The sequence below is a fragment of the Arthrobacter oryzae genome (genome assembly GCF_030812315.1).
Classification (GTDB): domain Bacteria; phylum Actinomycetota; class Actinomycetes; order Actinomycetales; family Micrococcaceae; genus Arthrobacter; species Arthrobacter oryzae_B.
The window spans coordinates 610,732-637,155 of the sequence record NZ_JAUSSM010000002.1 but is presented as its reverse complement, the minus strand read 5'-3'; the positions used below and the strand labels follow the sequence as shown (position 1 = coordinate 637,155).

The following is a 26,424-nucleotide window of genomic DNA, read 5'->3' as shown; positions in this document are numbered from 1 at the left end:
TCACATGGCGTCGGCGCGGAGTAGCGTTGGGGTATGGGAAAGATCAGGGATTCGGTGGACGCCAAGGCACTACGGTTCGCCTTGGGTTTCCCCGTGCTGCTGGCCGCCGCTTTCGTCGTTTGCGCACTCTTGCTCCGGCAGGACGTACCGGACCCCATGGCGGTGCGCTGGTCCGACGCCGGCCCGGCCGGGTTTGCGCCTTTCTCTTCCTTCGCGGCGTTCGGCGGCCTGATCATCGCTGCGGTGGGCTGGCTGGCCCTGGGACAGGCCGTTCCTTTGAGCCGTCCCGCTGTAATGCGGCGCATCATGATGGGCGCCGGCCTCAGCATCAGCCTGTTTGTCACTGCGGCCCTGGCTGCCGTGCTGGTGGGCCAGGCGGGCATCGCCGACGTCCGCGAGGCGCAGGTCGACATGACGGTGATCGCCCTCGGGAGCGGGGCGGCCCTGGCGCTCGGCGTCATCGTGGGCTTTGTCTTCAAAGCCGACGAACAGTGGTCCGTGGACGATGACCGCGCCCTGCAGGCGGCGCTGGAACGCGAACTCGACCCCGAGCTGGCGACCGATTCCGTGCGGCTGTGGGTACATGCGCGCAGTTCGGTGTTCGTGATGCTGGGCGTCGCCTCGCTTTTCCCGGCAGCCCTGATCTCCATCGCCGTCCCGTGGCTGGGTGCCCTGTTGGTCGTCCTGGCCGTGCTGGCAGCTGCCTTCCTCGTGGCCCGGATCAGCGTCGACCGGAGCGGCCTGCGGGTTTTCGTCGCAGGATTCGTCCGCGTGATGGAGGTTCCGGCATCGGCCATCTCCTCGGCCGCACCCGCGGACGTCCGGGCCGCAGACTACGGCGGATGGGGCTACCGGCACCACGGCGGAACCACGGCCATGCTGGTCAGCAGCGGCCCCGCCGTCGTCGTCAACCGTGCGGACGGCAAAATGGTGGCCGTCAGCGGCGGCAGCACCGACTCCGCCGAAAGGGTGGCAGCTGTCCTGTCCCGGGTGGCCGCACGGGCCCGCGGGGAGAAGCGCCCGCCCCAGCCCTGATGTCCAGTCCTGACTTTGCGGCCCTGACGTCCGCAGAGTGTTCACTGCAGGCACCTGACGCCCGCGTCCTAGTACGCTTGGACCCGACCCCCGAAGCAGCCCGGAAGCCTACCGGTGCTTATGACTGAACGGACACTGCCGTGACCACATCTTCCGACTTTCCGCGCGTCCACATCGCCACCGACCACGCCGGTATGGAACTCAGCGCCCACCTGGTGGCCCACCTCACGGCCAAGGGCTACGACGTGGTGGACCACGGACCCAAGGTCTACGACGCCCTGGACGACTACCCGTCCTTCTGCATCAACGCAGCGCTCGCCGTCGTGGCGGACCAGGCTGCCGGCGTACACGCCCTCGGTATCGTTCTCGGCGGCTCGGGCAACGGCGAGCAGATTGCCGCCAACAAGGTCAAGGGCGTCCGGGCTGCGCTGGCCTGGAACCTGTCCACCGCAACACTGGCCCGCGAGCACAACGACGCCAACGTCGTTGCAGTCGGCGGGCGCCAGCACAGCGTGGGCGAAGCAACGGAAATCATCGAGGCATTCCTGCAGGAACCGTTTAGCAACGATGAACGCCACGTCCGCCGCATCGGCAAGATCGCTGCCTACGAGAACACCGGCGAGGTTATCGCCTAGTGCCGGAGGGGCATTCGGTCCACCGGCTGGCACGGCAGTTTTCGGACGTATTTTCCGGCCAGCGCCTCGCCGTTTCCAGTCCGCAGGGCCGGTTCACTGACGGCGCGGCGCTGCTGGACGGCCGCACCATGGAGGGCATTGTGGCCCACGGCAAGCACCTGTTCCTGCATTTCGACCATGGGCTCGTCCTGCATGTGCACCTGGGCCTCTACGGCGCCTGGGACTTCGGCGGCGACGCCACGTTCCAGGGCGCGTCCAGCATCGGCGCGCCCCGGAAGGTGGGGGAACGGGAAGTGTTCGACGACGGCGCGGCAGCCACCGCTGCTTTCGCCTCCGACGGTGCTTCCGCGTACGCAGGGCCGCCGGCGCCCGTCGGTGCCGTCCGAGTCCGGCTTGCCGGTGCCCACGGCTGGGCCGACCTCAGGGGCGCCACCACGTGCCATGCCATCACGGAGGCCGAGGCCGACGCCGTCCTGGCCCGGCTGGGTCCGGACCCGCTGCGCAACCTTGCCGGGAACAAGGAAGGCTTCGTCGCCGGCGTGCGGGCACGGAGGACGCCGCTCGCTGCGCTGCTGATGGACCAGAAGGTCATTGCCGGCGTCGGGAACGTCTACCGCGCGGAACTGCTGTTCCGCCAGGGACTCGATCCCTGGCTGCCCGGCCGCTCGCTGGACGCGGCGGCGGCAGGGGAACTGTGGGAGGACACGGTCGCCATGATGTCGGACGGCGTCCGCGACGGCAGGATCATCACCACGCCGCAGAGCTACTGGACCGACGCCGCCGCCGGGCTGCCGGCACCGGACGAGTCGCATTTCGTTTACCGGCGGCACGGCCTCGACTGCCGCGACTGCGGAACCGCGGTGGCGCTCACGGACCTTGGTGCGCGCAAGCTCTATTGGTGCCCCGTGTGCCAGCGGCGGACCTGACGCAAGATTTCCCGGACACAGTTGCTGGGACAACAAGAAAAGCCCCTCCGAAGAGGGGCTTTTCTTGTTGTCCTGCTTGTGTCCTGGAGGGGACGACGGGAATCGAACCCGCGTAATCAGTTTGGAAGACTGAGGCTTTACCATTAAGCTACGTCCCCGGGATCATGATCCTGGCTGCTGCTGATCACCTGCCAGTGATCGCAAGAGCCGGTGATGCATTTCTTCCGGTCGGCTGCTCGAGCCGGATATAACTAAACCTAATTCAGGGCCCCAGTGTCAAATGTGCATATCCGGCCGTTATCACCGTAGACTGTTCTGTGCACTTACGGGGTGTAGCTCAGCTTGGCTAGAGCGCCTGCTTTGGGAGCAGGAAGTCGCAGGTTCAAATCCTGTCACCCCGACTCTGCAGCTTGTCAGATCGTTGCGTTTGCAGAACCCCATCCCACAAAAACCAGGAGTACTTAGACTGTGAAGAGCGCTGTCGAGAACCTCACCCCCACGCGGGTCAAGCTCAATGTTGAGGTCCCCTTTGAGGAATTGAAGCCCAGCATCGAAGAGGCATACAAGACTGTTGCTTCGCAGATCCAGGTCCCTGGCTTCCGCAAGGGCAAGGTCCCCGCAAAGCTGATCGACCAGCGCGTTGGCCGCGGCTACGTGCTGGAGACGGCCATCAACGAAGGCCTCAACGGCTGGTACCAGGAAGCTGTCCAGGAAACTGGAATCCGCCCGCTGAGCCGCCCCGAGGTTGAAATCACCGAGGTTCCGGACCCCACCGCGACCGACGGCGAACTCAAGTTCCACGCTGAAGTCGACATCCGTCCCGAGATCGAACTGCCGGACTACGCCGGCATCAAGGTCGAGGTTGCCGCTGCCGAGTCTTCCGAGGCAGACGTTGACAAGGCACTCGACGAACTCCGTGGCCGCTTCGGCACGCTGAAGTCCGTGGACCGCCCGGCCGCCGACAGCGATTTCCTGACCATCGACATCACCGCCTCGATCGACGGCGCCGAAGTTGACTCCGCCTCCGGCCTGTCCTACCAGGTCGGCGCCGGCACCATGCTCGAAGGCCTCGATGAGGCCGTCACCGGCCTCAGCGCCGACGAGGACGCCATCTTCGAGACCACCCTCGTGGGCGGCGACCACGCCGGTGAAGCCGCGCAGGTCAAGGTAGTGGTCAAGTCCGTCAAGGAGCGCGAGCTTCCTGAGGCCGACGACGACTTCGCCCAGCTGGCATCCGAGTTCGACACGCTGTCCGAACTGCGTGCGGACCTCGCCAAGCAGGCTGCCGAATCCAAGGTTGTCGAGCAGGGTGTTGAGGCACGTGACAAGGTCCTGGACAAGCTCGTTGAGCTCGTTGAGGTCCCCGTCCCTGCTTCCGTCGTTGAAGAGCAGCTGGAGCAGCACTTCAAGGCCGAGAACTCCCACGGTGAAGGCGAGCACGACACCGAGGAGCACCGCGCCGAGGTCAAGGCCAACACCGAGCGTGCCTTCCAGAACGAGATCATCCTTGACGCCATCGCCGACAAGGAAGAGGTCGGTGTCAGCCAGAACGAGCTGATCGACTACATCGTGACCACTGCCGGCCAGTACGGCATGGACCCGAACCAGTTCGCCCAGATCATCGATCAGTCGGGCCAGGTTCCGATGATGGTTTCCGAGGTCCGCCGCCGCAAGGCCCTGGCCGTAGTGCTGGGCCAGGCCGAGGTTACCGACTCCGAAGGCAACAAGGTTGACCTGAGCGACTTCGTCCGCCCCGGCGGCGAAGAAGTCCCTGCGGCCGAGGCCGAGGACGCTACGGCAGCTGACAGCGAAGCTGCCGCCGAGGAAACCGCCCCGAGCGACGACCCCGCAGCAGTGAAGTTCTAACACGAATTTGCTCTGATAGGCACTGCACGGAAGCCCCCGGATCCCCGATCCGGGGGCTTCTCCGTTTAAGGCGGAATCGCTGCGACCCGGCGCCACTGCGGCAATCGTGCGCCGTCAGCGAACAGCGCGATGCGTGAGAACAAAACGGCCGTGAAACGGGTTAGTGTCCAAGTAGTGATTTTCAGTGATGTCGTTCCGTGACGTCACCGTCGCCAGCGAGAGGTAAGTACATATGTCACAGCAAGCAGGGGCCCCCCGGATGGCAACTGTCGATCCGGCAGCCCAGGACAACTACATCTACAACCGCCTGCTGAAAGAGCGCATCATCTGGCTCGGCTCCGAGGTCCGCGATGAGAATGCCAACGCGATCTGCTCGCAGTTGCTGCTGCTCTCAGCGGAGAACCCCGATAAGGACATCTACCTTTACATCAACTCTCCGGGCGGCTCCGTTACCGCCGGCATGGCAATCTACGACACCATGCAGTTCATCCCCAACGACGTCGTAACGGTCGCCACCGGGCTCGCGGCGTCCATGGGCCAGTTCCTGCTGTCCTCGGGCACCAAGGGCAAGCGCTACGCCACCCCGAACGCCCGTATCCTGATGCACCAGCCGTCCGGCGGCATCGGCGGCACGGCCTCGGACATCAAGATCCAGGCCGAGCTCATCCTGCACATGAAGAAGGTCATGGCGGAACTCACCGCCGACCAGACCGGGCAGACGGTCGATACCATCCTCAAGGACAACGACCGCGACAAGTGGTTTACGGCTCCTGAAGCCCTCGACTACGGCTTCTTCGACAAGATCGCCGCGCACGCGGGATCTGTGGCCGGCGGCGGCGGAACACAAAACGCCAGCGGCTCGGAAAACTAACCGGCACGAAGACAGAAATGATTCCAGGAGAAATGAACATGAACTACGATTTCGGATCGTCTGCCGGGAACTTGCCCACCAGCCGTTATGTGCTGCCGCAGTTCGAGGAGCGTACCCCTTACGGCTTCAAGCGCCAGGACCCGTACACCAAGCTCTTCGAGGACCGGATCATCTTCCTCGGTGTCCAGGTGGACGACGCCTCCGCTGACGACGTCATGGCACAGCTGCTGGTGCTCGAGTCCACAGACCCGGACCGCGACATCACCCTGTACATCAACTCGCCGGGCGGTTCCTTCACCGCCATGACGGCCATCTACGACACCATGCAGTACATCCGTCCCGAGATCCAGACTGTGTGCCTGGGCCAGGCGGCAAGCGCCGCGGCCGTCCTGCTCGCAGCCGGCACGCCGGGCAAGCGGCTGGCACTGCCCAACGCACGCGTGCTGATCCACCAGCCGGCGTTGTCCGGCGGCCAGGGCGGCCAGGCCTCGGACCTTGAGATCCAGGCAGCGGAAGTCATGCGCATGCGGTCCTGGCTCGAAGACACGCTGGCCAAGCACTCCGGCCGGACCTCCGAGCAGGTCAACAACGACATCGAGCGCGACAAGATCCTGACCGCCGCCGAGGCGATGTCCTACGGCCTCATCGACCAGGTCCTCGATTCCCGCAAGATCAAACCGCAGGCGATCGCCAGGTAACTGGCACTACACGCGGAGCCGGTGCGGTTCATACAAAATGGACCGCACCGGCTTTCGTTTTCAACGCGTAAGGTTCCACCCCTCAGGCCGAATGTGACCTAGAGTGGAACATGTCACGGCCGGACCTTCCGGACCCACCGTGATTCCAGCAACCGGTGCAGTGCTGCGATAGCGGCAAGATACTAAGGGGTTCACATATGGCTCGGATTGGCGAGAGCACGGATCTGCTGAAGTGCTCTTTCTGCGGAAAGAGCCAGAAGCAGGTGCGAAAGCTCATTGCCGGGCCCGGCGTCTACATCTGCGACGAGTGCATTGAACTCTGCAACGAGATCATTGAAGAGGAGCTCGCGGAAGTAGCGGATCTCGGCAGCTTCGAACTGCCCAAGCCGCGCGAGATCTTCGACTTCCTGCAGGAGTACGTGATCGGCCAGGAGCCGGCCAAGCGCTCCCTCGCCGTCGCGGTGTACAACCATTACAAGCGGATCCAGGCCGGCCATGCCCCCAAGAGCGGCAGCCTCGCCGAAGGCGTCCATCACGACGACGTCGAGATCGCCAAGTCGAACATCCTCCTGATCGGCCCCACCGGTTGTGGCAAGACCTACCTCGCGCAGACCCTGGCCCGGCGCCTCAACGTCCCGTTCGCCGTCGCGGACGCCACGGCATTGACGGAGGCCGGGTACGTTGGCGAGGACGTCGAAAACATCCTCCTGAAGCTCATCCAGGCCGCTGACTACGACGTCAAGAAGGCCGAACAGGGCATCATCTACATTGACGAGATCGACAAAATCTCCCGGAAGAGCGAGAACCCTTCCATCACCCGGGATGTCTCCGGTGAAGGCGTGCAGCAGGCGCTGCTGAAGATCCTGGAAGGCACTGTGGCGTCGGTTCCCCCGCAGGGCGGCCGGAAGCACCCGCACCAGGAGTTCATCCAGATCGACACCACCAACGTGCTGTTCATCGTTGCGGGTGCGTTCGCCGGCCTCGAGGACATCATCGGTTCCCGGTCAGGCCGAAAGGGCATCGGCTTCGGCGCCCCGCTCAACGAGGTCAAGAACAACTCCGACTCCTACGGCGAGGTCATGCCGGAGGACCTGCTGAAGTTCGGGCTGATCCCGGAATTCATCGGCAGGCTTCCCGTCATCACCACGGTCTCCAACCTGGACCGGCCCGCCTTGATACAGATTTTGTCCACACCTAAGAACGCCCTGGTGAAGCAGTACCAGAAGATGTTCCAGCTGGATGGCGTCGAGCTGCTGTTCGACGACGCGGCTTTGGACATGATCGCTGACCAGGCACTCGAGCGCGGCACCGGCGCCCGCGGACTCCGCGCCATCATGGAGGAAGTGCTTCTTCCGGTGATGTTTGATCTTCCCAGCCGTGATGACATCGCCAGCGTTGTCATCACCGCCGACGTGGTGGCTAAGAAGGCCCAGCCCACCATGATCGCCCACGATGTAGTGGCGAAGCGCCGGAATAAATCCGCTTAGTTCTCTGCTCTTGGTAGATGAGTGCCTAGTGCGCGCCACACCCTGCTGACTTTTACGAGGAGATTTCCGTGCCTGAAACCACCGCGAGCAAAGCCGACTTCTGGTTCGACCCCCTGTGCCCCTTCGCCTGGATCACTTCCCGCTGGCTGGGCGAAGTGGAGGAAGTCCGCGACATCGACACCGAATGGCACGTCATGAGCCTTGCCGTCCTGAATGAGGGCCGCGAGCTGGACCCGGGCTACCGCGAAGCGATGGACAAGGCCTGGGGCCCCGTCCGCGTCATCATCGCCGCCCGGGAGCAGCACGGCGACCAGGTCATCAAGCCCCTGTATGACGCCATGGGCAGCCTGATCCATGACGGCGGCGAGAAGGACTTCGGCGTCGTCATCAGCAAGGCCCTGGCGGAGTGCGGCCTTCCGGCCGAGCTCGCAGCCGAGGCGTCCTCGGACACCTTTGACGAGCAGCTCCGCGCCAGCCACGACGAGGGCATCTCCCTCGTGGGGCAGGACGTGGGAACGCCGGTAGTGGCGTTCAACGGCACGGCGTTCTTTGGTCCGGTCCTGACGCGCATTCCCCGGGGCGAGGAAGCCGGCCGCCTGTGGGACGCCGCGGTGACCCTGGCTGCGTACCCGCACTTCTTCGAGATCAAGCGCAGCCGCACCGAGCGGCCTGAATTCAACTGACGTCCTCCTCGGGACGGCCTTGGAGGCCCGCGAGAATTACTTCCATGTAGTTCTTCCGGGGCTATTGCGGATCGCCTTGGGTGGGACAACAATAGTTCTTACCCACTTCGAAAGAAGAGGGACACGGAAACCAAAGATTCAGTGACACGCATCTGACGCAGCCTTCGGCAAAGTCAGAAGCTGGCTACCAGTGACGAGGTAGGAAGACCTGAAATTCCGAGGATTCCGCCAGGTTGTCATAGACGTCACGAGACAATCGAAAAGTCGAAGCCCCACCAACGGCAACACGCTGATGGGGCTTCCCCTTTGCCCAAAATCAGAAGCCCCGCCAGCAGGACGCTGATGGGGCTTCTGTTTTGCCTTCGGCCTGCCAGGCAGGCATGCGGCCCGGCAGGCGTTAGGCGCCCGGTGCTTCCTCCGGCTGGGCCAGCACAACATCGCTGACGGTGAGTTCGCCTTCGCCGGCGACCAAGGTCAATTCACGTGCGTTGGAGGCTGCCTTCAGGTCCGCAAGGCCGGCCTTCAGCTGCGTCGTGAGTGACTCCGTGGCCGTGATCGTGGCGGACATGACCTCAGTGCGCTGCTTGACCTTTGCCTCGGACTTGGACTTGCGGATGCCGCTCAGCGCGACCCCGACAGTCGCGAGCATGGTGGTGTCGCCGTCGGACACCTCCAGGGGCTTGGGCCATTCGGCGCGGTGTACCGAGCCGCTGCGCCACCAGCCCCAGACCTCTTCGGTGGCGAAGGGCAGGAACGGCGCAAACAGCCTCAGCAGGGTATCCAGGCTGGTGGCGAGGGCCGCCAGGACGGACGCCTGCTCAGCCTCGCCGGCAGCACCGTAGGCGCGGTCCTTGATGAGCTCCACATAGTCGTCGGTGAACTGCCAGAAGAAGCTTTCACTGATCTGCAGGGCACGGGAGTAGTCGTAGTTTTCGAAGGCCTTGGTGGCCTGTGCCACGACGTCCGAGAGCTGCGCCAACACCGCGCGGTCCAAGGGGTTGGTCAGTACGGACAGGTCCGTGGATACCACCGAGTTTTCCGTGGCACCGAGGTTCAGGACGAACTTCGAGGCGTTGAGGAGCTTGATCGCCAGGCGGCGGCCGATCTTCATCTGGGCGATCTCGTAGGCGGTATCCGCGCCGAGCTTGGCCGATGCAGCCCAGTAGCGGACCGCGTCCGAACCGTATTCGTTGAGGACGTCGGTCGGGACGATCACGTTGCCCTTGGACTTGGACATCTTCTTGCGGTCCGGATCAAGGATCCAGCCGGAGATGGCCGCGTGCTTCCACGGCGCCGTGTCCTGGAGCGCGTCGGCACGCACAGCGGTGGAGAACAGCCAGGTCCGGATGATGTCGTGGGCCTGCGGGCGCACATCAAACGGGTAGACCTTGGCAAAGAGCGCCTCGTCCGTGCTCCATCCGCCCACGATCTGCGGCGTCAGCGAGGACGTCGCCCAGGTGTCCAGCACATCGGCGTCACCGGTGAAGCCGCCTGGCGCATCGCGCTGGGCTTCTTCGTAGCCGGGGGCCGCATCGGCTGCCGGGTCTACCGGGAGCTGCTGGTCCGAGGGCAGGATCGGCGCGTCGTAGTCGGGGTTGCCGTCTGCGTCGAGTGGGTACCAGACCGGTACAGGCACGCCGAAGAAGCGCTGGCGGGATACGAGCCAGTCGCCGTTCAGTCCGGAGATCCAGTTCTCGTAGCGTGAGCGCATGAATGCCGGGTGGAATTCAATCTCGTTGCCCCGGCCGATCAGGCGTTCGCGGCGGTCCTCGTCTCGGCCGCCGTTGCGGATGTACCACTGGCGCGACGTCACGACCTCAAGGGGCTTGTCGCCCTTCTCGAAGAAGTTGACCGGGTGCATGATCTTCTTCGGCTCGCCGTCGAGGAGTTCGGCGGCGGAGAGCTGATCCACCACTGCTTCCTTGGCGCTAAAGACAGTTTTGCCGGCGATTGACCCGAAGGCAGCGCGGCCTCCCTCAGTGGTGATCCAGTCCGGGGTTTCCCCGATGATGCGGCCGTCGCGGCCCACGATTGCGCGGGTGGGCAGCTGGAGTTCGCGCCACCAGGTGACGTCGGTCAGGTCGCCGAAGGTGCAGACCATGGCGATGCCGGAGCCCTTGTCCGCCTTGGCGAGGGGGTGCGCCTTGACCTCCACCTCCACGCCGAACAGGGGGGAGGTGACCATCTTGCCGAACAGGGGCTGGTACCGCTCGTCGTCGGGGTTGGCCACGAGGGCGGCACAGGCGGCCAGCAGCTCCGGGCGGGTGGTCTCGACGTAGATCTTTTCGCCGTCCTCGGTGAAGAACGGGTAGCGGTAGTAGGCGCCGGCCACTTCGCGGTCCTCGAGTTCGGCCTGGGCCACTGCGGTGCGGAACGTGACGTCCCACAGCGTGGGGGCTTCGGCCATGTAGGCGTCGCCGGCAGCGAGGTTGGCCAGGAAGGCGCGCTGGGAGATGGCCCGGGACTTGTCGTCGATGGTGCGGTAGGTCAGGTCCCAGTCGACGGAGAGGCCCAAGGTCTGGAAGAGGTTCTCGAAGACCTTCTCGTCCTCGACGGCGAGTTCCTCGCACAGCTCGATGAAGTTCCGGCGCGAGATGACATCGAAGTCGCGCTGGTTCTTGGCGGGCTCTGCCGGCGGGCGGTAGGCGGCGTCGTAGGTGATTGCCGGATCGCAGCGAACGCCGTAATAGTTCTGGACGCGGCGCTCGGTGGGCAGGCCGTTGTCGTCCCAGCCCATCGGGTAGAAGACGTTCTTGCCGGTCATGCGCTGGTAGCGCGCCAGGACGTCGGTCTGGGTGTAGGAGAACATGTGCCCCACGTGCAGGGAGCCCGACGCCGTGGGCGGGGGAGTGTCGATCGAGTAGACCTGCTCCCTGGTGGTCTCCCGATTGAACTTGTAGGTCCCTTCGTCAAGCCAGCGCTGCGTCAGGGCAGCTTCCAACCCCTCAAGGGCGGGCTTGTCCGGAACGTTGATAGGGGCAGTGGTGGGCGTGTCTGTACCCTGTTTGTCTTCAGCCATGGAGCAATTGTTTCATGTTCTCTTCCATCGCCTGCGCGTCTCCCTGCACTAGCATCCCGGTATGGACAACGAAGCCCGCCAGTTAGTGACCAAGCGCATCTACGAGGAACCGGCCGGCGACGACGGTTTCCGCGTCCTGGTGGACCGGCTCTGGCCGCGCGGGGTCAGTAAGGAACGGGCCCGGTTGGACCTTTGGCTCAAGGACATTGCACTGCAGGAGTTGGCGGAGAAGCATCAGCGCATCACGTTGCTGTATGGCGCCAGGGATCCGGAAGTCAACCACGCCCGTGTGCTGTTGGAGTTCCTCCGGCGCTAGGGTGGTGCCATGACTGAGGAAAAGCAGACGAAGGCAGCAGTAGTTACGGGAGCAAGCACAGGAATCGGCCAGGCCACGGTCCGCGCGCTGACGGCTGAGGGGTGGACGGTCTTTGCCGTCGCCCGCCGCGCGGACCGCCTCGCAGCACTGGCTGAGGAAACCGGAGCCACTGCAATACCTGCGGATATCACTGAAGATGCTGACGTGGCGCGGCTCCTGGCCGAAGTGACGGAGGCAGGCGGCATTGACACCCTCATCAATGTTGCCGGCGGCGCCCGGGGCGCGGACAGGATCGCGGATGCCAAGACGGACGACTGGAAGTGGATGTTCGAAGTGAACGTCCTGGGCACCATGAAACTGACCCGGGCCTTCCTTCCCATGCTGCGGGCCTGCGGGGAGGGAACAGTCCTGAACCTGACGTCGACGGCCGGATTGTCCTCCTATGAGGGCGGCGGCGGTTACAACGCAGCCAAGTTCGCCCAGCACGCCATGAACGACGCCTTGCGGCTCGAAGAGGTGGAACACAACCTGCGGGTCATCGAGGTTGCTCCGGGCCTCGTGCACACCGAGGAATTCGCCCTCAACAGGCTGGGCGACCAGGAGGCCGCCGGCAAGGTCTACCAGGGCGTCGAGAAACCGCTCACGGCGGACGACGTCGCCGACGTGGTCCGCTACGCCGTCACCGCCCCGCACCACGTGAACCTGGACCAGATCGTGATCCGGCCAGTGGCGCAGGCCGCTAACTACAAGCTCATCCGCAAACAGGCCTGAGTCAGGGCGCCAGCCCGCTGCCGGGCCAGTAACCTGCCGGGCCACTAACCCGCCGGGACGCTCAGCGTCGCCACGACTGCGGCGTGGTCGGTTCCGGGGATTCGATGCACCCCGTACCCGGAACCGGCGATGCCCGGGCTGGTCACTAGATGGTCGATGGCAATACCGGGCAGCCGGGGTCCTTCCATCGGCCACGTTGGGACGAGGCGCATGCCGGCGGCCGTTCCAACATCCACCATCTTCCGGCCATCGGGGCCGCCGTCGAGGAGTGCGCGGAACTCGGCATGATCGTAGGTGGCATTGAAGTCGCCGATGAGCAGCCGGTTGCCAGGCCGTGCGGCCAGGCGGGCCACGGCTGCGAGGTCGCTGCGCCACTGGCCAATCCGGACGTCAACCGGCGGCAGCGCATGGACGTTCGCCACTTCGAGGACCGCCGTCGTTCCCGACCGTTCAACGGTGACCCGGACGATCGGTATCTGAAACGGCGTATCCGGCACGACGCCGACCGCTTCCATCCGGTGCGCTGAGTAGACGGCGCTGCCGGCGCCGTCGTTTGTGGGGTCGCTGATCCTGTGGGGAAGCAGGGCGGACAGGCCTTCGGCGGCCAGCTTGTCTTCCAGCGCCTGCGAATGTTCCTGGACAGTCAGCAGCCCGACGCCGTTTTCCCGCACCAGCCGGACAATTTCCGCCGCGTCCGCCTGGCCGAATTCCGAATTGAGGTTCATGGCCGTCAGTTGCACCGGGGGCGCTGCGGTGTCGGGAATGCTCCGGCCGTGGTCCAGCGGGAAAAGCCAGAAGAGTTGGACTGCCATGAGGGCGGCCGTCATCCAGGCCAGCCAGGCCCGCCGGGCCAGGATCGACAGGAGCAACGCGGCGCCGGCAGGTATCACCAGCCACGGGGTGAAGGACAGCAGCTGGACGACGGCGGTGGGCCACTCTGCCGGAATGGCACGGAAGACGGACAGGACCGCCACCGGCAAGGAAACCAGCACGGCGAGCACCGGCCACGTGACGGACCTGCGCCGTTGTGACGGGAGGGCGGCGGTGGAAACCGGGGCGGGGAAAGTCATGTGCCCGAGTCTATGCAGGTGCCCGGTTACCGGAGAACAACTGCAACGCAGCTTCCGGTTTACTGAAGAACACTGCAACTCTGGGTACAATCGAGTATCAGCTTTGACCCGGCCATCACCGGTGAGCTTCCGGAAGAACCTCCGGGCCCTGCGGCGCAGGAACCCGGACCAGTAGAACCGGACGGGTAAGCCCGTCACAGCAGCAATGAGCGGCCGACGCCGGTTCTCTCCCTTCACGGGGTCCGGCGGCGGTAAGTGAGGTGGTACCGCGGTGCCGGTGCTGTTGGAAGACAGCGTACGGGCCGTCCTCGCATCCTGAATGATCCACTTGCTCACTAGCTCAACCCAGGATGTCGAGATGACTCATTACCCCAAGGCCTCTGCCGCACTGTCAGGCTCCGGTTCCACCACGTCCGCTTCCAACACCTCTGGCGTGTCTGCCTCCGTGAAGTTCCCGGAGATCGAAGAACGGATCCTCAAGTACTGGGACCAGGACGGCACCTTCCAGGCGAGCATCGACCAGCGCAGCGCAGACATGCCCGGCGGCGAACCCGGCAGCAACGAGTTCGTCTTCTACGACGGCCCTCCCTTCGCCAATGGCCTGCCGCACTACGGCCACCTGCTGACCGGCTACGCCAAAGACCTGGTGGGCCGCTACCAGACGCAGCGCGGCCGCCGCGTTGAGCGCCGCTTCGGCTGGGACACCCACGGCCTGCCCGCCGAGCTGGAAGCCATGAAGCAGCTGGGCATGACGGACAAGACCCAGATCGAAGCCATGGGCATCGACAAGTTCAACGACGCCTGCCGCGCCTCCGTGATGAAGTACGCGGACGAATGGAAGAGCTACGTCACGCGCCAGGCCCGCTGGGTGGACTTCGACAATGACTACAAGACGCTCAACGTCGAGTACATGGAGTCCGTGCTCTGGGCCTTCAAGCAGCTGCACGAAAAGGGCCTGACCTACAACGGCTACCGGGTCCTGCCGTACTGCTGGAAGGACGAGACGCCGCTGTCCAACCACGAGTTGCGCATGGATGACGACGTCTACAAGAACCGGCAGGACCAGACGGTCACCGTGACGTTCCCCATCACGGCAGGGGAGTCGGAACTGTCCAGGCAGCTCGCCGGCGTGCAGGCGCTCGCCTGGACCACAACGCCCTGGACGCTGCCCACCAACCTGGCGCTCGCCGTCGGGCCGTCCATCACTTACGCGGTACTGCCAGTTGGCCCCAACGGCATCAAGGCGGCGTCCCCCGAGGCCCCCGTCGCGGGGAGCTTCCTGCTCGCCGCCGACCTGTTGGGCACCTATGCCAAGGACCTGGGCTACGGCGACGGCACCGCGGGCGTTGAGGCGGCCGAGGCAGCGGTCACCGCCACGTACACCGGCGCCGAACTGGCCGGCCTGCAGTACCAGCCGCTCTGGACCGACTTCAGCGACGCCGAAAAGTTCGGCACGGAAAACGCCTGGTGCTTCCTCGTGGCCGACTACGTCACCACCACCGATGGCACCGGTATCGTCCACCAGGCGCCCGCCTACGGTGAAGACGACCAGAAGGTCTGTGAAGAGGCGGGCATCCCCGTGGTCCTGTCCGTGGACGAGGGCGCGAAGTTCCTGCCGCTGTTCTCGCACGGCGACCTGCACGACATCGTCGGACTGCAGGTGTTCGAGGCCAACAAGCCCATCACCCAGGTCCTGCGCGCCCAGGGCCGCCTGGTCCGGCAGGCCAGCTACGAGCACAGCTACCCGCACTGCTGGCGCTGCCGCAACCCGCTGATCTACCGTGCGGTGTCCTCCTGGTACGTGGAGGTCACCAAGTTCAAGGACCGCATGTCCGAGCTGAACCAGGAGATCAACTGGATCCCCGGCAACGTCAAAGACGGCCAGTTCGGCAAGTGGCTGGCCAACGCCCGCGACTGGTCCATCAGCCGCAACCGCTACTGGGGCAGCCCCATCCCGGTGTGGCAGTCCAGCGACCCCGAATACCCGCGCACCGACGTCTACGGCTCGCTCGCCGAGATCGAGGCCGACTTCGGCCGGCTCCCGCTGAACAAGGACGGACAGGTTGACCTGCACCGGCCGTTCATCGACGAACTGACCCGCCCGAACCCCGACGACCCCCGCACCCCCGAAGAGGGCCAGTCCGTGATGCGCCGCGTCGAGGACGTCCTGGACGTCTGGTTCGACTCCGGTTCCATGCCGTACGGCCAGGTCCACTACCCGTTCCAGAACGAGGAATGGTTCGACACCCACAACCCGGCAGACTTCATCGTCGAGTACATCGGGCAGACGCGCGGTTGGTTCTACATGCTGCACATCCTGTCCACGGCGCTGTTCGACCGGCCGGCGTTCCGCAACGTCATCAGCCACGGCATCGTGCTCGGCTCGGACGGGCAGAAGATGTCCAAGAGCCTGCGCAATTACCCGGACGTCTCCGAGGTCCTGGACCGCGACGGTTCCGACGCCATGCGCTGGTTCCTGATGTCCAGCCCCATCCTGCGCGGCGGCAACCTTGTGGTCACCGAGCAGGGAATCCGCGACGGCGTCCGCCAGGTCATCCTGCCGCTGTGGAACGTGTACAGCTTCTTCACGCTGTACACGAACGCGGCGTCTGGCGCAGCCGGTGAACAAGCGAAGGGCTACGACGCGAAGCTGCGCTATGACGGCTACGCGGACACACTGGACCAGTACCTCATGGCCAACACCGGAGACCTGGTCCGCAACATGACCGCCCAGCTGGACAGCTACGACATCTCCGGTGCCTGCGACGAACTGCGCAGCTACCTGGACATGCTCACCAACTGGTACGTCCGCCGCAGCCGCCAGCGCTTCTTTGACGAGAGCGTCGACGCGTTTGACGCGCTCTACACCGCGCTGGAGACCGTCTCCCGGGTGGCCGCGTCGCTGCTGCCGCTGGTCTCCGAGGAGATCTGGCGCGGCCTCACCGGCGGGCGCTCCGTGCACCTGGCCGACTGGCCGGAGGCTGACCTCTTCCCGGCCAACCCGGGACTCGTCGAGGCCATGGACAGGGTCCAGCAAATCTGCTCCACCGGCTCCTCACTCCGCAAGGCCGCGAACCTCCGGGTCCGCCTGCCGCTGCAGGAGCTCACCGTGGTGGCACCCGGCGCGGATGCGCTGGGAGGCTTTGCCGCCGTCGTCGCCGATGAACTCAACCTGCGTTCCGTCCGCCTGCTGGACGCCGAGAGCGCCTCCCCGGAGGAGTTCGGCATCGAGCAGAAGCTCGTGGTCAACGCCCGGGCCGCAGGACCGCGCCTCGGCAAGAACGTCCAGCAGGCCATCAAGGGCTCCAAGTCCGGCGACTGGTCCGTGGACGACGCGGGAGTGGTCACGGCGGGCGGACTCGTCCTCGAACCGCAGGAATACACGCTGGAAACGGTCGTGGCGGGGTCCGAGGGCGGCTCGGCGACTGCATCTTCTGCTGTCGCAGTATTGCCCGGCGGCGGCTTCGTGGTCCTCAACACCGAGGTCACCCCCGAACTGGAAGCCGAAGGCCTGGCCCGGGACATGGTCCGTGCCATCCAGCAGGCCCGAAAGGATGCCGGCCTCAACGTGAGCGACCGGATCCGCACCACCGTGACCGCCGCGCAGAACGTCATCGACGCCCTGGAAGCCAATGCCGGACTCATCAGGACCGAAACCCTGACAGTGGACCTGGGCACCGTTGCAGCAGATTCCGCAGAACCGCAGATCAGCGTTGAAAAAGTAGAGGCCTAAGCAATGACAGACGAATTTTCCGTAGAGAGCGTCTACGCCGAACTGCTGGGCCGGGCGCCGGAAAACAAGATGGAACCGCGCCTCGCACCGCTGTTCCGGGCCATGGATGTGCTGGGGGAGCCCAACAAGGCGTTCCCGATCATCCACGTCACCGGCACCAACGGCAAGACGTCAACCGCCCGCATGATCGAGGCCGGTCTCCGGGCCCACGGGCTGAGCACCGGGCGGTACACGAGCCCGCACCTGTCCAAGGTGACCGAGCGGATCAGCATCGACGGCGCACCGGTATCGGACGAGACCTTCGTCCGGATCTGGGACGAGATCCGGCCATACCTGCAGATCGTGGACGGCGAGCTTGAGGCCGAGGGCCAGCCCCGGCTGACGTACTTCGAATGCCTCACCATCCTGGCGTTCGCCGTCTTTGCCGACCAACCGGTCAACGTGGCCGTGATGGAGGTGGGCCTGGGCGGCATCACCGACGCCACGAACGTCGGTGACGGACAGGTCGCCGTCGTGACGCCCATTTCGCTGGACCACACGGACCTGCTTGGCGACACCACGGAAGACATTGCCTACGAGAAGGCGGGCATCATCAAGCCCGGAGGCTTCCTGATCAGCGCCGCGCAGCCCGTCGGCGCCGCCCAGGTCCTGCTGGAAAAGGCCCGGGAAGTCCAGGCACCGTACCGCTTCGAAGGCGTGGAGTTCGGCGTCGAGTCCCGGACCGTTGCCGTCGGCGGCCAGATGGTCACCATTCAGGGCCTGGCCGGACGGTACGAGGAACTGCTGGTTCCGCTGCACGGAGCGCACCAGGCGGAAAACGCCGCCGTCGCCATTGCCGCGCTCGAGGCGTTCTTCGGCGGGGAGAAGGCGCTTGACGCCGAGGTCCTGCAGGAAGCGTTTGCTTCGGTCACGTCCCCGGGCCGCCTGGAGGTCCTCCGGACTGCGCCGACCATCATTGTGGATGCCGCCCACAACCCCGAGGGCATCCGGGTTTCGGCCGAGGCCATCCACGAAGCCTTCAGCTTCACCAAACTGGTGCTGGTTGTGGGCGTCCTGAAGGAGAAGGACGCCGAGGAGATCCTTCGTCAGCTCAAGGAGTCCCTGGGTGACCTCGCCGCGGAATACTGCTTCACCCAGTCGAACTCGCCCAGGGCAGTCCCGGCCGAGGACCTCGCGGAACTTGCGCTGGACCTGGGCTTCGGCGAAGACAACATCCATGTGGCTGAAAAACTCGACGACGCCCTGGAATGGGCCGTGGAGCATGCCGAAGCCAATGAGGACCTCGCCGGCGGCGTCCTGGTGACGGGCTCCATCACGCTCGTGGCCGAAGCCCGGATCCTGCTCGGAAAGGCGGACGCCTGACAATGGCTCGACTCACAAAGGCGCAGCGGGAGTGGCGGCCGGGCATGCCCAAGAAGCGGCGTTCCACCAAAGTCATGTTCGCCTCCACGGTCCTGGTGCTCGAAGGGTTCGTCGCGTTCTTCGCCACGCTGGCGGTTTTCGGACTCCGGCGCGACGAGTTCCCGCCGGCAGTGATTCTCTCGGTGGGCATCGTCCTGAGCCTGGTGCTCGTACTGACCTGCGCCGTGCTGTCCAAGCCGTGGGGTGTGGCACTGGGCTGGATCCTGCAGCTCGTCCTGATCTTCACCGGATTCATTGAGCCCATGATGTTCGTGGTCGGGATCCTCTTTGCCGTGGCCTGGTGGTATGGCATCCGGACCGGCATCCGGATCGACCGCGAGGCCGCGCAGCGCGAGCGTGAACAGGCCGAGTGGGAAGCAGCCCACCCCGACGGCGAAACCAACTAGACTTAGTCCAAACCCCACCAACCACATTGGAGCAGTTGTGAGCATTGAGCGCACCCTCGTCCTGATCAAGCCCGACGGCGTGACCCGCAACCTGACCGGCGCCATCCTTGGCCGGATCGAAGCCAAGGGCTACAACCTGACCGAGCTCAAGAAGGTCGACGCCAGCCGCGAACTGCTGGAACAGCACTACGAGGAGCACGTGGGCAAGCCGTTCTACGAGCCGCTCGTGGAGTTCATGCTCAGCGGACCCGTTGTCGCCGCGATCTTCGAAGGCCACCGCGTCATCGAGGGCTTCCGTTCCCTCGCCGGCACCACGGACCCGACGACGGCGGCGCCCGGCACCATCCGCGGCGACTTCGGCCGCGACTGGGGCCTGAAGGTCCAGCAGAACCTGGTTCACGGTTCGGATTCGGTGGAGTCCGCGGAACGCGAGATCAAGATCTGGTTTCAGGACTAACAGCCACAGCGCGAACGGACACTTAAGCACCCTGCCTTAAGCGCGAGCGTACAGTTGAGGCCCCGGTTTCCGCGGAAACCGGGGCCTCAACTGTACGCTCGCGCTTTTTCCTTGGCTTAGTAGCCGGACGTTCCGATGAACACCTGGATAAAGGCGAAGAAGATGGTTGCGATGACGGCCACGTAGAGCAGGGCCGTGACGATCCAGCCGGAGTCGCCCACAAGCTTCGCGGGCCCGGCCGGAACCTTGATCACTCCGTGCATGATGTTCCGGACCGTGACCCATACAAAGAGCGGGATCATCGCGGCCCAGACCACCATGCAGAACGGGCAGAGGATGTGGATGGAATACAGGGCCTGGGACCACAGCCACACCACGAAGGCAAAGCCAAGCGTCACACCGGCCTGGAGGCCAAGCCAGTACCAGCGGGCAAACTTTGCGCCGGCAAGAACAGCCATGCCCGTGGTGATAATGACGGCGAACGCCACGATGCCGATAAACATGTTGGGGAAGCCGAAGACGGAACTTTGCCAAGTCTGCATGACGGCACCGCAGGACACCCACGGATTGATATCGCAGGCCGTTACGTGGTTCGGATCCTTGAGGACCTCGAGCTTTTCCAGGACGAGGGCGCCCGACGCGAGCCATCCGACGATGCCGGTGATAACCAGCAGCCATCCGAATGGCTTGTCCCTGGTCATGGGAGGCAGGCTTTGGGCCGTCTCACGCTCGCGGAGACCGCCGTCCACCATCTGGGCCTGCGTGGAATTGGAGATGCTGGGCATGGGATGTTGCGTCCTTTTTCTCGAGGGCTCCTCGCCCTGATTGTAACGCCGCAGGCTGGATGAGCCGCACAGAATCCTTACGCCGGCAGCCTGATTGTGCGTTGGCAGGCCGTGCTTCCGCCGCGATTGACTGAGCGTATGAGAGAATGAAGCTGGCTGGAATACGATCCACATTCGGATTCCGGTCCGGTTGCTCGTTTGTAAGACCGCCAATGATGAGCAGGGCAGGCTCCGGATCCACGATAGATCCCGGCTTTCCCGCAATGCCATTGGACGGCACCTGGTTGTGGCTTGAGGAACAACGGGTTTCAGAACGACGTCGCCGGCCCTCCAGGGCTGCCGCACCCCACTGCCGGTGCGAACCTGAGGGTATCCAATTGACTTCTGTCAACGCCTGCGGGTTTTGACAATATGTGCCCCAATGGGTGCCGGATGTGGCGGTACGTCAGGGGCAGGAGTGTCGCCACATATGGAAAATGACCAGGTCCTAGCCGTTAATGAAGAAGCCGCTGCCAGCGAAGAAGCAGTAGCCCCCGAGGCGCCGAAGAAGGCCACCCGGACACGGCGCAAAGCCGCTCCCAAGGCGGAAGCCGTCGCAGCGGGTGAATCGGAGGCAGTTCCGGCGGAGTCGCCGGTGGCCGATACGGCAGCGGAGGAAAAGCCCCCGGCACGCCGCAGCCGGTCCCGCAAGAAGGTCGAGCCCGCCGAGCCGCTCCCGGTGTTCGCCGAGGACGCCGCCGCTCCGGTCGACGCAGCCCCCGTTGATGCAGCGCCCGCAGACGAGGCGCCGGTCGAGGCCGCCGTCGTCGAAAAACCCGTCCGCCGCCGCGCCTCACGCGCCAAGGCCCCCGCCAAAGTGGCCGCGGCCCAGCCCGCCGCTGAACCCGCGCCTGCCGAGGAGCCTGCTCCGATCGCTGAACCCGCGCCCGTAGGGGAAGAGGCTGCCCCGTCCGCCAAAACCGCGCCCGTTGAGGAAGCACCCGCCGGCGCATCAGCAGCCACGGAGGAAGCAGCAGCTGCCGAACCTGAAAAGCCCGCAGCCGCGGAAACAAGCAGCCCGGTGGGTGCGCTCTTCCTTGAGCCCGGCTCGGTCACGTCCATGATCTTCCAGGCACCCGACCTGAGCACCGTGCTCCGCCCTGCGGCCACGCCCGCTGCAGCGGTCGAGGAAACTGAAGAGGAAGAAACGGACGAGGACGGCGACGTTGAGGCAGGCGGCCCCCGTCGCCGCCGCAGCCGCGGACGCCGAGGCCGCAGCCGCGTGACCGACCGCGAAGCCACCGGCGAGGCCGAAGACACCGAAGGCGCCGCTGAAGAGGATGCCGACGAGGAGTCCACCCGGACCGCAGAGGACGGCGTGACGTCCCGCCGACGTCGCCGCCGCCGCCGTGGCGACCAGGATCTTGAGCTCACGGGCGGGGGAGACGACGACCCGCCCAACACCGTGACCCGCGTCCGCGCCCCCCGCGCCGTCAGCGAGGCGCCGGTCAACAACCGCGTCACATCCGTCAAGGGGTCCACCCGGCTCGAGGCCAAGAAGCAGCGCCGCCGTGAATCCCGCGACACCGGCCGCCGCCGCACCGTTATCACTGAGGCCGAGTTCCTGGCGCGCCGCGAATCCGTGGACCGCCAGATGATCGTCCGCCAGCGCGACGACAGAATCCAGATCGGCGTCCTCGAAGACGGCGTCCTGGCCGAGCACTTCGTGTCCAAGACCCAGCAGGATTCCCTGATCGGCAACGTCTACCTAGGCAAGGTCCAGAACGTGCTGCCGTCCATGGAAGCCGCCTTCGTGGACATCGGACGCGGCCGGAACGCCGTGCTGTACGCCGGTGAAGTCAACTGGGACGTGGTCAACCTCGAAGGCAAGCAGCGCCGGATCGAGAACGCGCTGAAGTCCGGGGACTCCGTGCTGGTCCAGGTCACCAAGGACCCGGTCGGCCACAAGGGCGCCCGCCTGACCAGCCAGATCTCGCTGCCCGGCCGCTACCTCGTGTACGTACCCGGCGGCTCCATGACCGGAATCTCGCGCAAGCTGCCCGACGTCGAACGCAACCGCCTCAAGCGGATCCTCAAGGACCGCCTGCCGGAAGATGCCGGCGTGATCGTCCGCACCGCTGCCGAGGGCGCCTCCGAGGAGGAGCTGACGCACGACATCAACCGCCTGCGTGCCCAGTGGGAAGGCATCGAAGGCCAGGCAACGTCCACCAAGATCCTTGCTCCGGAACTCCTCTACGGCGAACCGGACCTCACCATCAAGGTGGTCCGCGACGTCTTCAATGAGGACTTCTCCAAGCTGATCGTCTCGGGCGAGGAAGCCTGGGACACCATCGAGGCGTACGTGACGTACGTTGCTCCGGACCTGGTGGGCCGGCTCGAAAAGTGGACCAAGGACCAGGACATCTTCTCGGCCTGGCGGATCGACGAGCAGATCCACAAGGCCCTGGACCGGAAGGTATTCCTTCCGTCCGGCGGCTCCCTGGTCATCGACCGCACCGAAGCCATGACCGTGGTGGACGTGAATACCGGCAAGTTCACCGGCAGCGGCGGCAACCTCGAGGAAACCGTCACCAAGAACAACCTGGAAGCCGCCGAGGAAGTGGTGCGCCAGCTGCGCCTTCGCGACATCGGCGGCATCATCGTCATCGACTTCATCGACATGGTGCTGGAGTCCAACCGCGACCTTGTGCTGCGCCGCATGGTGGAGTGCCTCGGACGCGACAGGACCAAGCACCAGGTTGCCGAAGTGACCTCGCTTGGCCTGGTGCAGATGACCCGCAAGCGGATGGGCACCGGGCTCCTGGAGGTCTTCGGCGAGCAGTGCGAGACCTGCGCCGGCCGCGGCATCGTCACCCACGACGAGCCCGTGGAACACCGCCGGGCCAACGTGGTTGCCGCAGAGCACCACGTCCCGCGGACCGAAGCGCAGCCGCCCGTCCGCACGGAGCGCAAGAGCCGCCGCCGCGGTAAGGGCGGGCAGGCTCCCGAGGCCGCTCCGGTAACGCCGGCCGCGGTTCACCACGAGCCCACCGATGCCGAGCGTCATGCCAAGGCCGAGGCTACCCGCCTGGCGCTGGCCAACATCGCTGCTGCGGCGCACGCCGCGCACCTGCACGACGCCGAGACCGGCCACGCCGCCCCGGCGGCGGCAACCGCTGCACAGTCGGCCGGGCAGGCACTCGCTGGCCAGCACGCTGCGGTCCAGTCAACGCCGGCGCAGTCCGCTTCCGCGCAGGCCACATCAGCGCAGTCCGCTCCCGCCACGGCGCGGCCGGCCAAGGTCTCCGAAACCGAGGCGGCTGCAGCCGGGCGTCCGGCGGCTGTCCTGACCTTCGGCGGCGAAAAGGTTGCGCTGCCGTTCGTTGAGCACGCAGGGGAAGCGCCGGCCAGCGGTGCGGCCCTGACCCTTGACCGCCTGGCCGAGGCGTTCGCGCACCTTGGCGAGCCTGCACCGGCTGAGAGCCCGGCCGCACCGGCCGAGCAGCCGGTGCGGCCAGTCCAGGCACCGCCAGTCCAGGTTCCGGCAGCCCAGGCACCGGCAGCACAGGCTCCGGCAACCCGGGCCCCGGCGGTCCAGGCTGCTGAAGCGGATTACACCGACCACACTGCGGTGCAGGGCCGGGCGCGCCGTCCGCGCAGGAACCGCAGCGCGAGCCGTGCCCAGGGCGCAGCGAACGAAACGTCCGTGGAACACCACGAGACTGCTCCAGTGGTCGCGTCAGGACACAGCCACGAGGCGAAGGCACCCGAGCCGGCGAAAAAGGACACGCCGGCCAAGGCCCCGGCCAACGAACCGATCATCCTCGGTGTGGGAGTACCGGCCTCCGAACTTTAGACCGAGAGCTCTGATCCCACAGCCGACCGACCCCGCGGGTGCGGTCCGAACCGGGCGTAGTAATACGCCGGGTTCGGGCCGTACCCGCGAGGTCGTTAAAGGAAAACAGCTAGGCTAGGGGACTGACACGGGGTGCCGCGCACAGGGCCGGCTGAGATCCACACCCGTAGAACCTGTCCGGTTAGCACCGGCGAAGGGATGTCTCCTTTGTCTTCATCATTCCTGCCCACCCCGGCCTCCACGACGGCAGCCGGAAAAACTACAGATGCCGCCCTGCGCGCCACGCCGCGCGTGCTGGCCATCGCCGGATCGGACCCGTCCGGAGGGGCCGGGATCCAGGCAGACCTTAAGAGCATTGCCGCCAACGGCGGCTACGGCATGGCTGCCATCACCGCCCTGACGGCGCAGAACACCCACGGCGTCCGGGCCGTCCACGTTCCCCCGGCGGACTTCCTGGCCGCCCAGCTTGAGGCCATCAGCGATGACATCAGCATCGACGCCGTCAAGATCGGCATGCTCGGTGACTCCGCGGTGATTGCCGCAGTCCGCAGCTGGCTGGCGAAGGCCCGTCCCGCCGTCGTGGTTCTGGATCCCGTCATGGTCGCCACCAGCGGGGACCGGCTCCTGCAGGAGGCCGCCGAAGCGGAACTGCGTGAACTCCTGCCTCTCGCCGACCTGATCACACCGAACCTTGCAGAACTGGCGATGCTCCTCAACGAACCCCTCGCGGGCAACTGGGAGGACGCACTGGCCCAAGGCAAACGGCTCGCCGCCCAGGCCGGCACCACCGTGCTGGTGAAGGGCGGACACCTTGACGGCGGGCAATGCCCGGACGCACTCGTCAACACCGAAGGGCTGCTGGCCCAGGACGTTGTGGTGGTCGACGGCGACCGGATCGCCACAGCGAACAGCCACGGGACCGGGTGCTCGCTGTCCTCCGCCATGGCCACCGTGCAGGCGAGGCTGGGGGACTGGGAGGCGTCGTTGCGTGCCGTGAAGCCGTGGCTGCAGGGTGCGCTCCGGGAATCCGGAGCGCTGGACGTGGGAACGGGCAACGGCCCGGTCCACCACTTCCACCATCTGGCGCCCAGGGGTCAGGACGTGCCGGCGGAAGGCCGGTTCGCCGCAGTACTCTGGCAGGACGCGGGACCGGACCTTGAGGACATCTACGGGCTGGACTTCATCCGCGGCCTGGCCGATGGCTCCCTCGCGGAACGGCACTTTGCCTACTACCTTGCCCAGGACGCCGTCTACCTGAACGGCTATTCCAGGGTGCTGTCCCGTGCCGCCGCGATCGCCCCCACCGAGGCCGAGCAGCTGTTCTGGGCCCGGTCGGCACAGCAATGCCTTGAGGTGGAGTCCGAGCTGCACCGGACGTGGCTGAGCACCCGGACTGTGGACTCCGGACTGGGGCCGGTGACCAAGTCATATGTGGACCACCTGCTGGCCTCGTCTGTTTCCGGCAGCTACGGAGTGCTCGTCGCAGCGGTACTCCCGTGCTTCTGGCTGTACGCCGAAGTAGGGGCCACGCTGCACGGGCAGTTCCTGGCGGCCGGATCGCCGTCGGGCCACTCCTACGCCGACTGGCTGCGGACGTACGCGGACGAGGACTTCGCCGCCGCTACCAGGCAGGCGGTGCGGATCACCGATGACGCCGCCCGGGCGGCGTCGGAAGCGGAACGGCAGGCCATGCGGCTGGTCTTCCGGCAGTCGTGCCGCTACGAGGTGGAATTCTTCGACGCGCCGCGCCTGCACGCTGGACCGGAAAGCGTTCCAAAGCCGGTAGGATAGTGGGGCACGGTTCCGGAAGTCGTTGCAGTGCCAGTCCGTATTACACGGAGTGGCGCCTATCACGTACTACCACCGGAGCCAGCCTCATTTGCGGCCGAAGGCAAAATTAGCGTATTCTAGATCTTCGGTGCTTACGCCAACACTTGGGTTATGACCCCGGATCAGTCTGTTTGGAATTACAAACAGAATCGTTCGTGGGATAACTCATGGGTTCCCCCGGGGAATCCACCGGCGTTGAGGCACAGCGTGAGCCAGGCCAAACAATTGGACCCAGGTTCCGCACGCAAATCTAGTAATAAACGTCGAGAGAAGTGAGTTCCCCAGTGGTGTACGCGATTGTCCGCGCAGGCGGCCGCCAAGAGAAGGTTTCCGTTGGAGACTTCGTTACCCTGAACCGCGTCCCCGGTGGAGCCGGCAGCACCATTGAGTTGCCCGCACTGCTCCTGGTAGACGGTGACAAAGTCACGTCTGCCGCTGCGGACCTGGCCAAGGTAACGGTTACGGCTGAGATCCTTCAGGACCTTCGTGGTCCGAAGATCGTCATCCAGAAGTTCAAGAACAAGACCGGGTACAAGAAGCGCCAGGGTCACCGTCAGGAACTGACCAAGGTCAAGATCACCGGTATCAAGTAACCTTCC

20 protein-coding genes, 2 tRNA genes and 1 riboswitch are annotated in these 26,424 nt (G+C 65.4%); of the genes, 18 read left to right on the top strand and 4 right to left on the bottom strand.

The genetic code is table 11. The annotated features are described in order from the left end of the window. Positions 1-33 precede the first annotated feature (33 nt). From J2S97_RS06455 to J2S97_RS06445, 3 genes are all read left to right on the top strand, one after another. Entirely contained in the window at positions 34-1,035 is a 1,002-nt protein-coding gene (locus J2S97_RS06455; RefSeq protein WP_307047622.1) for a hypothetical protein, read from the top strand. Positions 1,036-1,175: 140 nt separating this feature from the next. Next, on the top strand, positions 1,176-1,670 hold the full coding sequence (locus J2S97_RS06450) for a ribose-5-phosphate isomerase (protein WP_307047620.1): 495 nt from the start codon (positions 1,176-1,178) through the stop codon (positions 1,668-1,670). Beyond that, on the top strand, positions 1,670-2,596 hold the full coding sequence (locus tag J2S97_RS06445; RefSeq protein ID WP_307047618.1) for an Fpg/Nei family DNA glycosylase: 927 nt from the start codon (positions 1,670-1,672) through the stop codon (positions 2,594-2,596). The genes J2S97_RS06450 and J2S97_RS06445 overlap by 1 nt, the downstream gene beginning before the upstream one ends. A gap of 84 nt (positions 2,597-2,680) precedes the next feature. Here J2S97_RS06445 and J2S97_RS06440 read toward each other — a convergent pair. Next, positions 2,681-2,754, bottom strand: a tRNA-Gly gene (locus tag J2S97_RS06440). 168 nt (positions 2,755-2,922) lie between these two features. On the opposite strand from J2S97_RS06440, the gene J2S97_RS06435 reads away from it, so the two are divergent. The 6 genes from J2S97_RS06435 (at position 2,923) to J2S97_RS06410 (ending at position 8,201) form a co-directional block, all read left to right on the top strand. Next, a tRNA-Pro gene (locus J2S97_RS06435) sits at positions 2,923-2,997 on the top strand. Positions 2,998-3,064: 67 nt separating this feature from the next. Continuing rightward, on the top strand, positions 3,065-4,462 hold the full coding sequence (gene tig, locus J2S97_RS06430; protein WP_307047616.1) for a trigger factor: 1,398 nt from the start codon (positions 3,065-3,067) through the stop codon (positions 4,460-4,462). A 259-nt stretch (positions 4,463-4,721) separates the two neighbouring features. Then, positions 4,722-5,333: an ATP-dependent Clp protease proteolytic subunit gene (locus tag J2S97_RS06425; RefSeq protein ID WP_307047614.1), complete on the top strand. Its 612-nt coding sequence runs from the start codon at positions 4,722-4,724 to the stop codon at positions 5,331-5,333. Between the two features lie 38 nt (positions 5,334-5,371). Further along, positions 5,372-6,031, top strand: coding sequence for an ATP-dependent Clp protease proteolytic subunit (locus tag J2S97_RS06420; protein ID WP_307047612.1), 660 nt, complete (start codon positions 5,372-5,374; stop codon positions 6,029-6,031). Positions 6,032-6,228: 197 nt separating this feature from the next. Continuing rightward, positions 6,229-7,518 carry an ATP-dependent Clp protease ATP-binding subunit ClpX gene (gene clpX, locus J2S97_RS06415; protein WP_028268994.1) on the top strand — a complete coding sequence of 430 codons (1,290 nt, stop codon included), beginning with the start codon at positions 6,229-6,231 and terminating at the stop codon, positions 7,516-7,518. 68 nt (positions 7,519-7,586) lie between these two features. After that, positions 7,587-8,201 carry a mycothiol-dependent nitroreductase Rv2466c family protein gene (locus J2S97_RS06410; protein ID WP_307047610.1) on the top strand — a complete coding sequence of 205 codons (615 nt, stop codon included), beginning with the start codon at positions 7,587-7,589 and terminating at the stop codon, positions 8,199-8,201. A gap of 397 nt (positions 8,202-8,598) precedes the next feature. On the opposite strand, the gene valS is transcribed toward J2S97_RS06410, so the two are convergent. Then, a complete protein-coding gene (valS, locus tag J2S97_RS06405) occupies positions 8,599-11,220 on the bottom strand; it encodes a valine--tRNA ligase (RefSeq protein ID WP_307047608.1) in 2,622 nt (873 codons plus the stop codon). 61 nt (positions 11,221-11,281) lie between these two features. Here valS and J2S97_RS06400 point away from each other — a divergent pair, with 61 nt between their 5' ends. Together J2S97_RS06400 and J2S97_RS06395 are read left to right on the top strand one after the other, a co-directional pair. Further along, complete coding sequence (locus J2S97_RS06400) at positions 11,282-11,536, top strand: DUF488 domain-containing protein (protein WP_307047606.1); 255 nt, start codon at positions 11,282-11,284, stop codon at positions 11,534-11,536. Positions 11,537-11,545: 9 nt separating this feature from the next. Then, complete coding sequence (locus J2S97_RS06395; RefSeq protein WP_307047603.1) at positions 11,546-12,307, top strand: SDR family oxidoreductase; 762 nt, start codon at positions 11,546-11,548, stop codon at positions 12,305-12,307. Positions 12,308-12,351: 44 nt separating this feature from the next. On the opposite strand, the gene J2S97_RS06390 is transcribed toward J2S97_RS06395, so the two are convergent. Continuing rightward, positions 12,352-13,377, bottom strand: coding sequence for an endonuclease/exonuclease/phosphatase family protein (locus tag J2S97_RS06390; protein WP_307047601.1), 1,026 nt, complete (start codon positions 13,375-13,377; stop codon positions 12,352-12,354). Between the two features lie 358 nt (positions 13,378-13,735). Here J2S97_RS06390 and ileS point away from each other — a divergent pair, with 358 nt between their 5' ends. The 4 genes from ileS to ndk are packed head-to-tail and all read left to right on the top strand — an operon-like array spanning position 13,736 to position 19,375. Then, entirely contained in the window at positions 13,736-17,110 is a 3,375-nt protein-coding gene (gene ileS, locus J2S97_RS06385) for an isoleucine--tRNA ligase (protein WP_307047599.1), read from the top strand. 3 nt (positions 17,111-17,113) lie between these two features. Beyond that, positions 17,114-18,472, top strand: coding sequence for a bifunctional folylpolyglutamate synthase/dihydrofolate synthase (locus tag J2S97_RS06380; protein ID WP_307047597.1), 1,359 nt, complete (start codon positions 17,114-17,116; stop codon positions 18,470-18,472). Between the two features lie 2 nt (positions 18,473-18,474). Beyond that, entirely contained in the window at positions 18,475-18,918 is a 444-nt protein-coding gene (locus J2S97_RS06375; protein ID WP_307047595.1) for a DUF4233 domain-containing protein, read from the top strand. A gap of 37 nt (positions 18,919-18,955) precedes the next feature. After that, positions 18,956-19,375, top strand: a complete 420-nt coding sequence (gene ndk, locus J2S97_RS06370; RefSeq protein WP_307047593.1) for a nucleoside-diphosphate kinase — start codon at positions 18,956-18,958, stop codon at positions 19,373-19,375. A gap of 116 nt (positions 19,376-19,491) precedes the next feature. On the opposite strand, the gene J2S97_RS06365 is transcribed toward ndk, so the two are convergent. Further along, positions 19,492-20,160 (bottom strand): vitamin K epoxide reductase family protein, encoded by a 669-nt coding sequence (locus J2S97_RS06365; RefSeq protein WP_373460503.1) that lies wholly within the window; start codon positions 20,158-20,160, stop codon positions 19,492-19,494. A 469-nt stretch (positions 20,161-20,629) separates the two neighbouring features. On the opposite strand from J2S97_RS06365, the gene J2S97_RS06360 reads away from it, so the two are divergent. The 3 genes from J2S97_RS06360 to rplU all read left to right on the top strand — a co-directional run bounded on the left by J2S97_RS06360 (position 20,630) and on the right by rplU (position 26,418). Further along, positions 20,630-23,995, top strand: a complete 3,366-nt coding sequence (locus J2S97_RS06360) for an Rne/Rng family ribonuclease (RefSeq protein WP_307047591.1) — start codon at positions 20,630-20,632, stop codon at positions 23,993-23,995. 118 nt (positions 23,996-24,113) lie between these two features. After that, positions 24,114-24,211, top strand: a riboswitch (TPP riboswitch). Beyond that, positions 24,194-25,786: a bifunctional hydroxymethylpyrimidine kinase/phosphomethylpyrimidine kinase gene (locus J2S97_RS06355; RefSeq protein WP_307047589.1), complete on the top strand. Its 1,593-nt coding sequence runs from the start codon at positions 24,194-24,196 to the stop codon at positions 25,784-25,786. (Overlaps the previous riboswitch by 18 nt.) A 323-nt stretch (positions 25,787-26,109) precedes the next feature. Further along, positions 26,110-26,418, top strand: a complete 309-nt coding sequence (gene rplU / locus J2S97_RS06350; RefSeq protein ID WP_011692233.1) for a 50S ribosomal protein L21 — start codon at positions 26,110-26,112, stop codon at positions 26,416-26,418. Positions 26,419-26,424 lie beyond the last annotated feature (6 nt).

What these genes read in the sequence shown, in the direction of transcription:
- J2S97_RS06400 (WP_307047606.1), top strand. Translation starts at nt 11,282, where the DNA reads ATGGACAACGAAGCCCGCCAGTTAGTGACCAAGCGCATCTACGAGGAA.
- J2S97_RS06395 (WP_307047603.1), top strand. Translation starts at nt 11,546, where the DNA reads ATGACTGAGGAAAAGCAGACGAAGGCAGCAGTAGTTACGGGAGCAAGC.
- J2S97_RS06380 (WP_307047597.1), top strand. Translation starts at nt 17,114, where the DNA reads ATGACAGACGAATTTTCCGTAGAGAGCGTCTACGCCGAACTGCTGGGC.
- J2S97_RS06375 (WP_307047595.1), top strand. Translation starts at nt 18,475, where the DNA reads ATGGCTCGACTCACAAAGGCGCAGCGGGAGTGGCGGCCGGGCATGCCC.
- J2S97_RS06390 (WP_307047601.1), bottom strand. Translation starts at nt 13,377, where the DNA reads ATGACTTTCCCCGCCCCGGTTTCCACCGCCGCCCTCCCGTCACAACGG.
- J2S97_RS06455 (WP_307047622.1), top strand. Translation starts at nt 34, where the DNA reads ATGGGAAAGATCAGGGATTCGGTGGACGCCAAGGCACTACGGTTCGCC.
- valS (WP_307047608.1), bottom strand. Translation starts at nt 11,220, where the DNA reads ATGGCTGAAGACAAACAGGGTACAGACACGCCCACCACTGCCCCTATC.
- J2S97_RS06425 (WP_307047614.1), top strand. Translation starts at nt 4,722, where the DNA reads ATGGCAACTGTCGATCCGGCAGCCCAGGACAACTACATCTACAACCGC.
- J2S97_RS06360 (WP_307047591.1), top strand. Translation starts at nt 20,630, where the DNA reads ATGGAAAATGACCAGGTCCTAGCCGTTAATGAAGAAGCCGCTGCCAGC.
- J2S97_RS06365 (WP_373460503.1), bottom strand. Translation starts at nt 20,160, where the DNA reads ATGCCCAGCATCTCCAATTCCACGCAGGCCCAGATGGTGGACGGCGGT.
- clpX (WP_028268994.1), top strand. Translation starts at nt 6,229, where the DNA reads ATGGCTCGGATTGGCGAGAGCACGGATCTGCTGAAGTGCTCTTTCTGC.
- J2S97_RS06420 (WP_307047612.1), top strand. Translation starts at nt 5,372, where the DNA reads ATGAACTACGATTTCGGATCGTCTGCCGGGAACTTGCCCACCAGCCGT.
- J2S97_RS06355 (WP_307047589.1), top strand. Translation starts at nt 24,194, where the DNA reads ATGTCTCCTTTGTCTTCATCATTCCTGCCCACCCCGGCCTCCACGACG.
- ileS (WP_307047599.1), top strand. Translation starts at nt 13,736, where the DNA reads ATGACTCATTACCCCAAGGCCTCTGCCGCACTGTCAGGCTCCGGTTCC.